Source organism: Paraburkholderia franconis (assembly GCF_009362735.1).
In the GTDB taxonomy this organism is placed as follows: domain Bacteria; phylum Pseudomonadota; class Gammaproteobacteria; order Burkholderiales; family Burkholderiaceae; genus Paraburkholderia; species Paraburkholderia franconis.
In genome coordinates this window covers 1-13,172 of record NZ_WHNP01000122.1, presented here as the reverse complement: position 1 = coordinate 13,172, position 13,172 = coordinate 1, and the positions used below count along the sequence as shown (strand labels likewise).

The following is a 13,172-nucleotide window of genomic DNA, read 5'->3' as shown; positions in this document are numbered from 1 at the left end:
GGCGCTCATGCGTGGCCTGTCGACGACCAACATCATCGAGAATCCGAACGGCGCGGTGCGCCGTGTCGCGGGGCGCGTGAAGCGCTATCGTGACGCCGATATGGCCTTGCGCTGGACGGCCGCAGGCTTCCTGGAAGCTGAGAAGCACTTCCGGAAAATCCTCGGCGTGAACGAGCTCTGGATTCTCGCTGCCGCCTTGAAACGATCGACCTCAAAATCGATTGACCACGATCGGAAGGTTGCCTAACCTATGCCGCACCCGCCGTCCCAACCTTCAACTGTCTTCGGGACATCGCCCCTTTCGCGATCGAATCTGAAAGTCGCGGCTGAGAGGGGGCCAAGATGGGTGTTTCGGTCGACAGCCACCGCAATGGCGCCGAATGCGCCCAGGATCACGAGGAAATTCCCGATGCGGCGATTCATGCTAGCTCCCTCGTTTCGCGATGCCAGTGCGATCGCAGCACTCTGCGCGATAGCGATACGGCGCCGATCGCGACACACATCGCGGTGAACGCGACCCACGCATAAGGCCGCAAGAGAGGCATCGCCACCAGTACGAGCGAGTCGTTGCCGCCGGGAATCATCAGGCTTGCCCAGCCCATCAGCGCGCCTCCGCCCAGGCAGCGCGCCAGTTGCGAAAATGTCACGCGCGGACGGCGAGAGCGTTCGCCGCGTATCGCTCGCGTGATACCGGCCGACGTGGCGCCCACGAGCAGCGCGCCGAACAACAATGCGCGCGAGGCCGTAGCGTCTGTGTGTCCTTGCGCAAGGTCGGAGAGCGTGTCGGTGTATGTCCAGGCTCCGTCGATCACGAACAGCAGCACGAACGTGATGCCGATCGCGGCTGTTGCGGCATGTGGTGACCACGCTGCGTGTTCGGCTGCCCCCGGATCGTCACCCTGAATGCCGGGAGTGGTGCGTGCCGGGCGTGACTGAAGCGCGCTGGCCGCAAGCGTTGCGACCATCGCCGCGAGCAAGACGATGATGGACGCAGACGCGTGCGGAGCCGGTGAATCGTGAACAGGCATCGGGATCGTCGCGGCGAGCCCGCGTGCGGCAACGTGGCAGCCAGCGTAGTAGCCGATGGGCGTTGCGACATAGCACCATTGTCCCGCGCCGATGCGCGCGATCGTGCCCAACGCGCATGCTCCATTGACCGACGCACCGAGCCCCAGCGTCAGTCCACCCCACATCGTCGCGAGGGTCACGGGCGCGCTGGCCGGAAGCGATGGCAGCACATCGAACGACTGCGCGAGCAGCAGGCCGCCCAGCACGAGCATCGATGCGGCGATGAGCGCGAGCAGGCGCCCGCATTTTCGTTCGTCGATGATCTCGTTGACTGCGGCCACCGTGCAGGTCGCCCCTCGCCGGATGGCAATGCCCATCGCGAGCGCGCAGAGCGCGGCGAGTGTCCCTGGGACGGCACCGGGCATGAAGTTGACCATGACGTTTCCGCAAGGTTGGGATGGACGAGCTACAGGAACTCGGCGCGGATATCGATGCTGGAGCGCTGGCCGATTGCGTCAAAGTTGTCGTGCAGCCACGTTTCAGCCCGAGCACGCCCCTCATCGCGAAGAAAGCACAGGAACGGCCAGTCGGCGTTGAGCTTGCTCGACACGCCAAGCGCCGACATCGCTTCGTCGGAGCGGATCGAGTGGATCAACATCTGCTTCATGTCCGGCCGATCGATCTTGCCTTCCTGAATCAGTGACGCGACGAAACTGATCGCCCTCATTTCGCGCATCAACGACGAGTTGAAACTGACCTCGTTGATGCGGTTCATGATCTCGGACGCCGTTTTCGGAACGCCCCGCCGCACGATCGGGTTGATGTGCACGATTACCACGTCGCGCGTACCGCAGTGATAGATGAGCGGAAAGATCGCGGGGTTGCCCATGTAGCCGCCGTCCCAGTAGTGTTCTCCGTCGATCTCCACCGCCTGGAACAGGAACGGCAGGCAGGCGGATGCGAGCACGGCATCGGCGCTCATCTCGTGGCCGTCGAACACGCGTACCTTGCCGGTTTCGACGTTGGTCGCGCAGAGATGAAGATGAATCGGACAGCCGGCGCGTAACGCTTCGAAATCGACGTGGCGTTCGAGCACGTCGCGAAGCGGATTGAAGTTCATCGGATTGAACTGGTACGGGGACAACATCCGCAGCATGAGATCGGTCATCACGTACATCGGCGAGTAGTCGAGCGTGTGGCCGTTGTGAAGAAACGTCTCCCAGGGCAGCTTGCGAAAGGGGCTCGCATACTGCGCCGCACGGGCTACGTCTTGCCAGAACGCATGGAGCGCGGCGCGGGCGCCGTCCGGGCCACCCCGCTGAAGGCCGCCTGCCAGTACGGCCGCGTTCATCGCACCCGCGCTGGTGGCGCTCACACCCTCGATCTCGAGCCGTCCATCCTCGAGAATGCGGTCGATCACACCCCACGCAAACGCGCCATGTGCGCCGCCGCCTTGCAATGCCAGCGCAATCTGCTTCGTGCCGCCGTTTGCGCGCGGGCTGACGGTTGTCCTGTTCATGGCTGCCTCCTAGTGTTGCGTCCAGCCGCCGTCCACTGCGAGGGCAGCGGCCGTGATCGACGCAGCAGCGTCGGATGCGAGGAACAATGCGAGCGCGGCGATTTCCTCGACCGTCACGAAGCGCTTGCGCGCCTGATGGACGAGCAGAACATCGCGAATGACGTTCTCCGCCGGGATGCCATGAGCCTTCGCCTGCTCGGCGATCTGCCCTTCGACGAGCGGCGTCTTGACGTAGCCGGGGCAGATCGTGTTGCTCGTGATGCCGTGCTCGGCCACCTCGACGGCAACCGTTTTCGAGAGACCGATCAGGCCGTGCTTGGCGGCCACATAAGGCGCCTTGAACGGCGAGGCGACCAGCCCGTGGGCCGAAGCGACGTTGATCACGCGGCCCCAGCCACGCGCCTTCATTCCGGGCAGAACGGCCTTCACCAGATGGAATGCCGAGGACAGGTTGATCGCGATGACGGCGTCCCAGCGGTCGTCCGGCTGCTCGTCGATGGGCGCGACGTGCTGGATGCCGGCGTTGTTGACCACGATATCGACCTTGCCGAATGCATCGATGGCCTGTTGCGCCATGCGCCGCACGTCTTGTGGAACGCCCATGTCAGCAGGGTTGTAGCGCACGCGGACACCATGTTCGCGCTCGAGTTGCACACGCGCGGTTTCGATGGCATTCGCGTCGCCGAAGCCGTTGAGCATGACGTCCGCGCCGTGCGCGGCGAACGCTGTTGCGATAGCGAGACCGATGCCGCTCGTCGAGCCGGTGACGATAGCCGCTTTTCCGTTGAGCATGAGATTCTCCGAATTGCACTCTGCAGGACGGGGCGCGCCTTTGTCGTGCGCGCGCCGGGTTGAGATAGCGCCGTATTTACGGGCGTGACGGTGCGTGACCCAGCCAGCGGCTGATCAGGTAGTCGAGCGACAGCTTGCCCGGTCCGTGCAGCAGCGTGACGAGCAGAAAGAGGCCCCAGTACTGGTGATCCCGCAGACCGACTTCGCCAAGCCCCGGATAGGAGATGACAGCGATGATGTTGAAGACGAAAAGCCCGAATGCCGCGAAACGCGAGCCGAGCCCAAGCACGAGGAAGATCGGAAAGCCCAGTTCGGCGGCCGTGCCGAGGTACGCAGCCAGCATGGGCGGCAGCAGCGGCACCGAATACTCGCCTTGAAATAGGGCGAGCGTTGAAGACCAGCTTGCGATCTTGGTGAGCCCTGACTGGAAAAACACAAGTCCGATCACGATGCGAATGCCGAGGTCGAGTACGGGTGTCGCGAGCTCCAGCGCGCGCAGCGCTGAACCGCAAAGCGAAAGTGCTTTGTGCGAAACACCGGATGGTTCGGCATCGTGCGTGGCGGAAAGTGGCGATGAGAGCTTCATGTTGGAACCTCGGGTCGTCGTGAAGGCCGGCAGATCAGAACGCGCCGCAGCCGGCTCGGTGCGGCGCCGGGATGGAGTGGGCTATGTCAACCCGCGGCCGCTGCTTTGGCGACGGGACTGAGAACGCCGCTTTTTCCACCGGGCTTGGCGAACTCGGACATCTGCAGATGCGCGCCGGCGATCTTGTCGCACGTGCCCTTGGGAACGAGAATCCATGCTTCCGTGTCGTGGTCCATCTTCGCCGTGGCGGCACATGAACTCTTGCTGGTGCCGCAGTCGTTCTTGCCTGCCTTCGCAATGCCCGCGCATTTCTCGAAGTCGCCGCCGGCCGCAAATGAGGCCGTGCTTGCCGTCGCGACGCCGATGGCAAGCAGACTCGCAATGGCGCCTTGAATGATGCGTTCGCTTTTCATGATGCTTCCTCCAGGATGGTAATGAGGGCAGGCGCGATTGCCTGTGTCCCGGGATGAAGTGTGCGAAACGCCGCTCACGGCTTTGTCGCCCAAAAATCAATTTTTCGTCACGACGTGCGGCCGCGCTGGACACGCCACGCTGGCGATCTAGAATGATCTACACGCAATGCATTTGCCGCGTTCGTGCGGGCAATGCGGTGTCTACCAACAGTCCAGTGAGGATGCAGGTCATGTCTCGCAACGTTCTGGTGATCGAAGACGACAATGACATCGCCCAACTCGTCCGCATGCAACTCGTGGGTCTGTCCTGCGAGACGACCGTGCTCAATGACGGCAGGTCAGGGCTCGCGGAAGCGCTTGCCAGACCCTACGACCTGGTGGTGCTCGATCTGATGCTGCCGGGTGTCGATGGCCTGGAGATTTGCCGCCGCCTGCGCTCGGAACGCCGCTATACGCCTATTCTGATGTTGACGGCGAAGTCGACCGAACTCGACCGGGTGCTGGGCCTCGAAATGGGCGCGGACGACTATCTCGCGAAGCCATTCAGCGTGCTGGAGTTCGTTGCGCGCGTGAAGGCGATTTTCCGGCTGGTCGACATGATGGCAAATACGGCTGCCGGTGAGCACACGCTGATCGAATGCGAAGATCTGAAGATCGACGTCGAACGACGCGACGTGACCGTGCGTGGCGCACCGATCTTGCTGACGGCCAAAGAGTTCCAGTTGCTGCTTCATTTTGCACAGAACCCGGGACGGGTCTATACGCGCGGGCAGCTGCTCGATCAGGTGTGGGGCTACAGCCATAGCGGCTATGAACACACCGTTAATTCACATATCAACCGGCTGCGCGCAAAGATCGAAATCGACCCAAATTCGCCGGAATACATCCAGACGGTATGGGGCGTCGGCTACAAGTTCCGCAATGCGCCCGAGAACTAACCTGCGTCTGTTCGCTACCTTGTATGGCCGTCTCGCGTGCTCGCTGATGGTGGTGTTCATCGCGATCGGCGCCGTCATGATCGTGGCGTCGCAACGTATGTTCGAGACGCAGCGGCTGTTCGAGCTCGTGACCAACCTCGTGGTCGGCACGGTGGCATTCAGCCTGATCGCCGCGCTCGTCGTGTTCCGCTTTCTCACGCTCAGGCTTCGGCGGCTGGCATCCGCGATCGAAGCATTTCGGGCAAGCGGTTTTGCAAGCCCGATGCGAGCGGAGGCGCCGGACGGCAACGACGACGAGATCGGCTGCATCATCGCCGCGTTTCAGGAGATGTCGGAGCGCATTGCGATGCAACTGGCGCAGCTTGCACAAGCGGACCGGCAGCGCCGCGAGTTGCTCGCCAACGTATCGCACGATCTGAGGACACCGCTTGCATCCATGCAGGGGTATCTGGAGATGGTGCTGATCAAGGACGACGGATTGTCTCAGGAAGATCGGTGCCGGTATTTGCAGATTGCGGTAAAGCATTGCGAGCGGCTCGCCAGACTCGTGCGGGATCTGTTCGACCTGACCAAGCTCGAAGCGAACGAAGTGAGGCCGCAGGTCGAGCCATTTCCGATCAGCGAACTCGCGCAGGACGTCGTCCAGAAGTTTGCGCTCAGCGCTCAAAAGCGCGATCTCAAGCTGAGCGCGAGCGTGAGCACCGATTGCCCGCCCGTTTGCGCCGATATCGGCATGATGGAGCGCGTGCTCGAGAACCTGATCGAAAACGCCATGCGCTATACGCCGGCCGGCGGAGAGATCAGCGTCGGCGTGCGTCGCGCTGGAGACCGGGTCGAGCTTCAGGTGAGCGACACAGGACAAGGTATCGATCACGACGACATCGGCAACGTCTTCGATCGCTACTATCGTGCGGATCGCGGCGAGTCGAGCGACGCGGGCAACGCGGGCCTCGGGCTAGCGATTACGCGGCGCATTATCGAGCTGCATGGCGGGCAGATTCGTGTCGAGAGCGCGCCGGGCGCGGGCACTACCTTCACGGTCGAACTGGCGATGGCATAGGCGTCGTGCTGGCCTGCCCGAAGTCAAAGGTCAAAGCCGACGATGGTCGAGTCGAGGATGCGGCGCTCGATAAACTCGCCGAGTGCAAACGCTGGATCGCAGCGTAAAGCGCGGTCATAAGCATCTTCTACGCTTTGTCCGTCGTGCAGCGCCTGCAGCATCGAAAATTCGGCCGCGGATAGTGCCTGAATGTCGACCGCGAAGCCGACGCGGCGCACCAGGAGCCTATCGCCACCCGCGTCCAGATTCACGCCTTCATCGCTCATCGCATCAGGCTGATTGACCTCCCAGATCTTCAGGACGGGAAAGGCAGACTCGAACAGACGGCATGCCGGGTGTAGTTCGAAGCGCAGCGTGGCGCACCTGGCGCTGGCAAGGCTCGACAGCAGCGAGAGCGCAAACGGAGTGTGATCGGCTGCATGAAACGCCTCGTGCACGAGCCATTCGAGCGTGGCCGTGTCACGGAGGTAGGCGAGTGAGGCAGCGGGCGGAAAGTGTTCGAGGAAGGTCGGAAACGTGTAGCCGAACCGCTGTATGTCTCCGCTTTGCGATGGATGGTCATGAATGTACCGGTTCGCGGCATAGTCGAAGAACCGCTCGCCGACGAGTTTGTCGACAACGGGATAAACGGCGCGCAGTGCTTCGCGCAGGTTGTGATACACGTTGCCGGCATAGACCGACAGGCGTTCTCGTCCGTTGCCGCCGCAAACGCTCCCGTCGATTCCGGACGAATCCTGTTCGAGAATCGCGCAAGCAAAGGCAGCCTGTAGCTCACGTAGTGAATGCATGGCGTGACCTCATTACCATGGCGGCGTGGCGGACTTCTTCGAGCAGGACTTCGAGCGGCGGGATGTCGGTATCCCATTCGATCAGCGTAGCGACCGGGCCGAAGCGGTCAAGAGCCTGTGCATAGAGTTCCCAGACTGGGGCTGCGACTCGCGTGCCGTGCGTATCGATCAGCAGGGTACCCGCGCGGTCGTGACCGGCAAGATGAATTTCACAGATCGCGGAGACGGGCAGCGCATCGAGATACGCCACAGGATCAATGCCGTTATTCGCTTCATTCACATACAGGTTGTTGACGTCCAGCAATATCCCGCAACCCGTGCGCTGTGCGACACGCGCGATGAATTCGCCTTCGGGCATGGTCGAGTGGCGGAACTGGACGTAGCTCGATATGTTTTCAACAAGGATCTGCCTGCGAAGTCGTTCCTGCACTTCGTCGATGTGATCGCACACGACTTCCAGCGCCTCTTCGGTATAGGGCAACGGTAACAGGTCATTGAGATGCCTCGGGCCGACGCGCCCCCAGCTGAGATGCTCGGACACGAGGCCAGGCTGGATGCGCGAAATGAGATCGCCCAGACGGCGGAGATGGTCCTCATCCAGCGGGCCGGCCGATCCGAGGCTCAACCCGACACCATGCAAACTGAGCGGATACGCGTCCCGAATGCTCTCCAGGTAGTGCAGTGGTTGACCGCCTGCACCGAAGTAGTTTTCGCTGTGTACTTCAAACCACCCGACGCGCGGCCGTTCCTGCAGAATCTGCCGATAGTGAATGGGGCGCAGGCCGACGCCTGTCGAAGCGGAGACAGTCTGAGCCGTTGCAAACGGTGCGGCGAGGGTGTGCATCTGGCCTACCTCGATGGCTGGATGGATAAGCAGCAATATGGTTGATAACGATCACGAATCCGTCACAGCTTCGTCGAATTTTTCTCCCGTCATAGGGGCACTCTTGCCGCGCGCTGGTGTAGCGGGGGATGTTCGCCTATCTTTTGGAAGAACAGAATTCTTCGACGTTTGAGATGAGGCCCTGCGTATGAGTCTCAAATGGAAACTGATCTGGCCGGCTGCCGCCGGTGTGCTGCTGTTGCTCGTCTGGCTGGCCACCGGTCCGGTTCCGGGGTTGGCAGCTGGGAATGCACGATCGGGTCTTCTGGTGGTCGTCGCGGTGGTGCTTGCGGTGCTGCTGGTCGTCACCGGCATGGTGGCGGAGCTTCGGGTATGCCGGCCGCTTCGCGCCATTCTGCATACGTTTGACGGTGCCGAAGCTGGCGATACGTCGGGTAAGGCAGCCGATGAAGTGCAGGCAGTGCAGTGCGCGGTCGCGGAACTTCGCGACAAGGTGGACACACTCAGCCAGACACTGCATGTCGCCGACGCGAAACGCTCGGCACTCCAGGCCGAGCTTCAGTACAGCGAAGAGCGATATGTGCTCGCGATGCGCATCTCGGACGATGGTCCATGGGAATGGAATCTCCAGACAAACGAGTTTGTTCTCTCCGCACGCTGGAAATGCATGCTGGGATATGGCGAAGATGAATTTCCGGATTCGATCGAGAATTGGCACAGGCATATTCATCCCCTCGACCTCGCGGGAGTCGAGGCCACGCTGCGGTGTTGCATCGAAGAACGCGTAGGCCAGTTCGAGCACCAGTTCAGGCTTCTGCACAGGGATGGCCAGTATCGTTGGGTGAGTTCGCTCGGTACGGTGATTCGTCATGCGAGCGGGAAACCGCTGCGTATCGTCGCGCTCGACACCGACATCACGCGGGTGAAGCATATCGAGAGCGTGCTGCGGCATATCGTGGAAGGCACTGCCGGTATGGGAGGGGAGGCCTTCTTCCGTGCGCTGGTGCGCCACTTTGCTGCCGCACTCGACGTGCCGTGCGCCTTCGTTACCGAGTGCATCGGCTGGCCGCCCAAAAACGTTCAGACGCTCGCGTACTGGCTTCGAGACGATTTCCGTGAAAACATTGTGTTCGAACTTGCAGGGACGCCATGCGAAGCGGTGTATAACGAAGGCCGCCCCGTCTTTCATCCATCCGGTGTCGGGAAATTATTCCCGCGCGACAAGGCATACGAGAGCTACTACGGCATACCTATCTTCGGCACGCGGGGGGACGTAATCGGGCACATGGCTTTCTTCAACGACAAGGAGATGAAAGAGCAGGATGTCCTGACGGATGCCGTGTATCAGATCTTCACGACTCGTGCTGCTGCGGAAATCGAGCGCAAGGCCGTGCTCGAACGTCTGAAGCATTCCAGCCTCGCGGACATGCCCGACGCGTCCGGCGTCAGTGGTTTGCCGCATCCCGCCTCCCATGTGACAAACATGTGATTTCCAGTTGATAGAGGCGTGAATATCGACAGCCAGAATCGCTCCTGAGGGTTCAGCCAGGAGAGGTCATGCACGATGGGCCGTGAGTGAGGTCCAGAGGCTTGCGCTCCCGTGCTGCACTTTGGTGTGACGCGTCAGTCCCGATGGCGGCGCATTTCTTCTCCGGAGCAATCATGAAAACCGTTCGCAATGCATTCCTGTGTGCTGTTGTTCCTCTCGTTTGCGCACTCGGCGCGACGCATGCACAGGCGCAAGGTATCGGCCGTAGCGGCAGCTATGGTCCGTGGTGGGATAGCCCCGTTACGATGTCGATGGACAAGCTGACGGCGCAGCAAAGAAGCGAAGTGGTGCAAATCAAAAACAGGATGATGCAGATGACCATGGAGCATGAGCAGGCGATGGCAAAAATGGAAAGCGAATTCATGCAAACCATGATGGATCTTCAGAAGCAACTGCTCGACGTGTTCCGTGGACATTGACTGCTTGATGTTTCGAGAAGGGCATTTCAATTGCGGTGACAATTGGCGCCGCAGCTTCGAAATGCGGTGATATCGCGATTCATTCAATGGCCAGGCGTGGCGGCGGTTTCGCAAGCCGCCACCGCGAACACTACGCGAAAGTCCGCACTGTCCGGCTCGAATTTCCCATGGTCTTCGATCCCGGCGCGACCGATGGCCGGTATGTGGTAGTTGGTTGTGACCGCTGACAGATCGCGCGCTGACGCGTCGATTTACGCGGTATTGGCCGGCGCATCTTTCACTTCGAAGGCGGCAGGATCGGTCCCGTTGTTCTCAAAGGCAGCGCAAGAAGGATACGCCCTGCCGATTGCGCCAGTCGGATCACCTGCTGCCGCGGCGTCGTGGCTAAATATGGCGCTCAAAGCGACATGCCGGGCCCTGATCCTAAACCCATACACGGGACAGGGACGCCATCCCGTTGTTGAGCGGTGGAAAAACACACCAGCCATCATGATGTCGGAAAAAGAACATGGCCATTGTGCACGTTTGTCGTGCAGTTTCGACGCGGACGTACCGGCCATTTAGCGAACTGGGTGAGCGGAACCGTGTGACGCGAATGAAGGTGGTCGGTGTCGGCGCAAGCCATTTGTCGACCAGGGAGTGCAAGGACCGGGGGCTGCTATTCATGATTTCCTCCTCCATGTTCCGTTTCTGCTTCAAGCTCTCAACGGAAACCTGAACCATGGACAGAAGTATGGCGACGGGAATTAACGCCGTGGTCAAGGATATGTCACGTGTTTGTCTCGCCGTCGCGAGCAATTTCAGTGACATCGATGCACCGTATATCGACCGCCCATCACGGACTGATCTCCCCTTCGATGAGCAGCCTTTACGGAAAGTCTTTCGCCTGTGCCTGAGCCGGGTCTTGGGCTGACCAGGTGAGCCGACGAAGCAGGTGGAAGGCGTCCCCTCGACGATTCGAGGTTGCCGGCGATCGTCGGCAAAGCAGCGTCACTTCGAACAGCGAAAACGCGGATTCGACGTCGACCCGACCAGGTACAACGCGATCGAAGGAGAGTTCAGCTTTGTGTACTGAGAGAATTTCTGCAGTCGGCCAGTTCCTGTCATTCGGCCACACCTGTGATCAGACATACGGCGGTCGGTTTTGCCCCGGAAAGCGATTAAAGCAAACCTCTTGTTTTCGTTCGTGACCGCCGTATGTCCGCTGGCCGTGGCAAGCCATATGATTAAACTCAATTACGATTAGTTGTCCGGGATACGAAGCGCCCTGTCGCTTGCCGCGACTCACTGCGTTTTGGGATAGCCGACGTAGTAGATACCGATGACGGCTCCGCCGGAATCGTGTATCGGTTCAAAGCCTGTTATATAAGGCTTCCCCAGGATATCGGCATCACCATAGTAGGCACCACCGCCGTGAATGGCCGCGAACGCTTTTCCTTTCGGATCGAGGACAGTGCCGATGGCCCGCGACCCATCATCCTTTTGCACGTTCGTTGCCACTCGAACGAAGTCATCGCCACTCTTCACAAATATCGTGGCAGTCCCTCCCATCTCCTTCTTAACCTCATCAACCACGGTGAAGTTGTTGTTCATCTTCGTCGTACCAAAGTACAAAGCCGGGACCTGCTTACCGGCAACAGCATCCGCTCCTTTGACCCCTGGGGTCCCCAACTTGGCCGTTTTGTCCTTCAGCGCGGCCATAGCTTGTTTCACGTTCTCCGGTGACTGCGCGTGACTCATGGTCGGGAGAACAATTGACATCGCAATTGTGCACACCGCTAGCGCCAGAACGCGCCCGATGAAGTCGGCCGTTGGTACGTTTCCTGACCTCATATCGACCTCCAATCCATGTTGCCGATCAGGTGGAGCGACAACATCCCCAAGACACGGACTCACTACTCCGTGACCCTGTTTGAGTATAGCGAAGTCACTATGCGTTACCGACATATTCAGTTAAGCGGGGGAGAAGGGACGGCGCGTTTTCTCGCCGATAAGCGCACAGATCGGCGTCGGCGACGCCCGCGTTGCTGCTTGTTCGGTTTGTAGCCTATTGCATGGACGCTTCACAAGGGATTCAGGTCAACGTCCGGTTCTTTGCCGAGATCCAACACGATGGCGGACAGGGTGATGCGCGCCCTGTAGATAGCGATTGACCACATCTTTTCAGAGGAGGCGATCATGCCGCGATGCACGCATTCGAATTGGCCATCTCGGCGCATGTTCCTTTGCTGTGGCGCATCGGCGACTTTCAGCGTACTAATTGGCTCTCTCCTGACTCGCTCACCCATCGCCGGGGCCGATCCGCTCCCTGGCGAAGTACCGACTGTCGATCACGTTGGGCTGCGGGTTGTCACAGACAGCTATCAGTTGGCGATCGCGCCGAGTGGCAGGGTGGGCAACGTGGAGGTAACTCGCTTTGGCATGCCTCCTGCGGGCAAATCGCTGCTGGGAGAATTTGGTCTGGCCATGCACGTCGAATCGAGCGGCAACGGCGAAACGCGAAACATTCTTATCGATTTCGGGTTCACGTCCGAAACGCTGGAGAATAATCTGGCCATGCGGGGCATTGCTCCGGAGAGTCTCGATGCGCTGGTTTTGAGTCATGGACACTACGACCACTTCGGCGGTCTTGCCGGATTCCTGCAGCACAATCAGCGCAGGCTACGGGCCGATCTGCCGTTGTATCTGGGCGGCGAAGAGGCCTTTTGCAGTCGCGAGTGGACGGCTGGCAAGATTGAAGACTTTGGTTATATCGATCGTCACGTACTGGCGAATGCCAAAGTGAAGGTTCTCATCGCTGAAACACCGAGCGTTATTGCCGGGCACGGTTTTACTACCGGAAACATACCGACCGTATCATTTGAAAAGGTGTTGTCGCCAAGCCAAATGCACGTCGGCATCAAAGACGGTATCGGTTGTTTTCCGGACAAACTCGCCACCGAGAAACATAAGGCACAGGGGCGTTGTCACGTTAAGTTGCTGGCAACGCGGTATGCAGAGGAAGCACATCCGCTCAGAAAGCGAATGGATTTTGGGCGAACTCGTTGAAGCGATGCCACGCCGCAAAACGTTGGCCGAGTTGTTTGCGGTAGAGGGAGGCGCGCAGTAGATGGCGCTTGAGCGCGAAGTGCTGCCGGATCGGCCCGAAGCTCGACAGGAAGACCTGCGTACGTTCAGCATCGCGGAAGCCGCGCATGCGGCGCTCCCGTTCACGCGTGGGCTGATGACCGTTTTCGGCTCGGTTGTTCAACCGGGC

At 60.2% G+C, this 13,172-nt stretch carries 14 protein-coding genes and 2 pseudogenes; 6 read left to right on the top strand and 10 right to left on the bottom strand.

Features of this window, described 5'->3' with window-relative positions:
- A pseudogene (locus GCT13_RS44600) lies at positions 1 to 247 on the top strand (IS256 family transposase); the annotation flags it as partial.
- Positions 248 to 419: 172 nt separating this feature from the next.
- Here the strand turns inward: GCT13_RS44600 and GCT13_RS44595 are convergent.
- From GCT13_RS44595 to GCT13_RS44575, 5 genes are all read right to left on the bottom strand, one after another.
- Positions 420 to 1,445: a YeeE/YedE thiosulfate transporter family protein gene (locus GCT13_RS44595; RefSeq protein WP_152768089.1), complete on the bottom strand. Its 1,026-nt coding sequence runs from the start codon at positions 1,443 to 1,445 to the stop codon at positions 420 to 422.
- Between the two features lie 29 nt (positions 1,446 to 1,474).
- Entirely contained in the window at positions 1,475 to 2,527 is a 1,053-nt protein-coding gene (locus GCT13_RS44590; RefSeq protein ID WP_152768088.1) for a patatin-like phospholipase family protein, read from the bottom strand.
- Between the two features lie 9 nt (positions 2,528 to 2,536).
- The gene (locus GCT13_RS44585; RefSeq protein ID WP_152768087.1) at positions 2,537 to 3,319 is read right to left on the bottom strand and encodes a 3-hydroxybutyrate dehydrogenase; all 783 of its coding nucleotides are present in this window, start codon (positions 3,317 to 3,319) and stop codon (positions 2,537 to 2,539) included.
- A 76-nt stretch (positions 3,320 to 3,395) separates the two neighbouring features.
- Positions 3,396 to 3,905, bottom strand: coding sequence for a DoxX family protein (locus GCT13_RS44580; RefSeq protein ID WP_152768086.1), 510 nt, complete (start codon positions 3,903 to 3,905; stop codon positions 3,396 to 3,398).
- A gap of 86 nt (positions 3,906 to 3,991) precedes the next feature.
- The gene (locus GCT13_RS44575; RefSeq protein ID WP_090866154.1) at positions 3,992 to 4,318 is read right to left on the bottom strand and encodes a BufA1 family periplasmic bufferin-type metallophore; all 327 of its coding nucleotides are present in this window, start codon (positions 4,316 to 4,318) and stop codon (positions 3,992 to 3,994) included.
- Positions 4,319 to 4,548: 230 nt separating this feature from the next.
- Here GCT13_RS44575 and GCT13_RS44570 point away from each other — a divergent pair, with 230 nt between their 5' ends.
- Both GCT13_RS44570 and GCT13_RS44565 read left to right on the top strand, forming a co-directional pair.
- Positions 4,549 to 5,256: a response regulator transcription factor gene (locus GCT13_RS44570; RefSeq protein WP_152768085.1), complete on the top strand. Its 708-nt coding sequence runs from the start codon at positions 4,549 to 4,551 to the stop codon at positions 5,254 to 5,256.
- Positions 5,240 to 6,316 carry a sensor histidine kinase gene (locus GCT13_RS44565; protein WP_227747344.1) on the top strand — a complete coding sequence of 359 codons (1,077 nt, stop codon included), beginning with the start codon at positions 5,240 to 5,242 and terminating at the stop codon, positions 6,314 to 6,316. Before GCT13_RS44570 ends, GCT13_RS44565 begins: the two co-directional genes overlap by 17 nt.
- Positions 6,317 to 6,339: 23 nt before the next feature.
- On the opposite strand, the gene GCT13_RS44560 is transcribed toward GCT13_RS44565, so the two are convergent.
- Entirely contained in the window at positions 6,340 to 7,104 is a 765-nt protein-coding gene (locus tag GCT13_RS44560; RefSeq protein ID WP_152768084.1) for an HvfC/BufC N-terminal domain-containing protein, read from the bottom strand.
- Positions 7,088 to 7,948, bottom strand: a complete 861-nt coding sequence (gene bufB, locus GCT13_RS44555) for an MNIO family bufferin maturase (RefSeq protein WP_152768092.1) — start codon at positions 7,946 to 7,948, stop codon at positions 7,088 to 7,090. Before bufB ends, GCT13_RS44560 begins: the two co-directional genes overlap by 17 nt.
- Positions 7,949 to 8,135: 187 nt before the next feature.
- On the opposite strand from bufB, the gene GCT13_RS44550 reads away from it, so the two are divergent.
- Both GCT13_RS44550 and GCT13_RS44545 read left to right on the top strand, forming a co-directional pair.
- Positions 8,136 to 9,437, top strand: a complete 1,302-nt coding sequence (locus GCT13_RS44550) for a PAS domain-containing protein (RefSeq protein ID WP_152768083.1) — start codon at positions 8,136 to 8,138, stop codon at positions 9,435 to 9,437.
- Positions 9,438 to 9,610: 173 nt separating this feature from the next.
- Positions 9,611 to 9,916 carry a hypothetical protein gene (locus tag GCT13_RS44545; RefSeq protein ID WP_152768082.1) on the top strand — a complete coding sequence of 102 codons (306 nt, stop codon included), beginning with the start codon at positions 9,611 to 9,613 and terminating at the stop codon, positions 9,914 to 9,916.
- A gap of 1,284 nt (positions 9,917 to 11,200) precedes the next feature.
- On the opposite strand, the gene GCT13_RS44535 is transcribed toward GCT13_RS44545, so the two are convergent.
- Positions 11,201 to 11,749: a Cache 3/Cache 2 fusion domain-containing protein gene (locus GCT13_RS44535; protein WP_227747343.1), complete on the bottom strand. Its 549-nt coding sequence runs from the start codon at positions 11,747 to 11,749 to the stop codon at positions 11,201 to 11,203.
- Between the two features lie 230 nt (positions 11,750 to 11,979).
- The gene (locus GCT13_RS48935) at positions 11,980 to 12,204 is read right to left on the bottom strand and encodes a hypothetical protein (protein WP_193727953.1); all 225 of its coding nucleotides are present in this window, start codon (positions 12,202 to 12,204) and stop codon (positions 11,980 to 11,982) included.
- Positions 12,205 to 12,307: 103 nt separating this feature from the next.
- On the opposite strand from GCT13_RS48935, the gene GCT13_RS50230 reads away from it, so the two are divergent.
- Positions 12,308 to 12,964, top strand: a complete 657-nt coding sequence (locus GCT13_RS50230; RefSeq protein ID WP_321575030.1) for an MBL fold metallo-hydrolase — start codon at positions 12,308 to 12,310, stop codon at positions 12,962 to 12,964.
- On the opposite strand, the pseudogene GCT13_RS44525 reads toward GCT13_RS50230, so the two are convergent.
- Positions 12,930 to 13,172, bottom strand: a pseudogene (locus GCT13_RS44525) (IS6 family transposase); the annotation flags it as partial. The gene GCT13_RS50230 and the pseudogene GCT13_RS44525 sit on opposite strands and share 35 nt — an antisense overlap.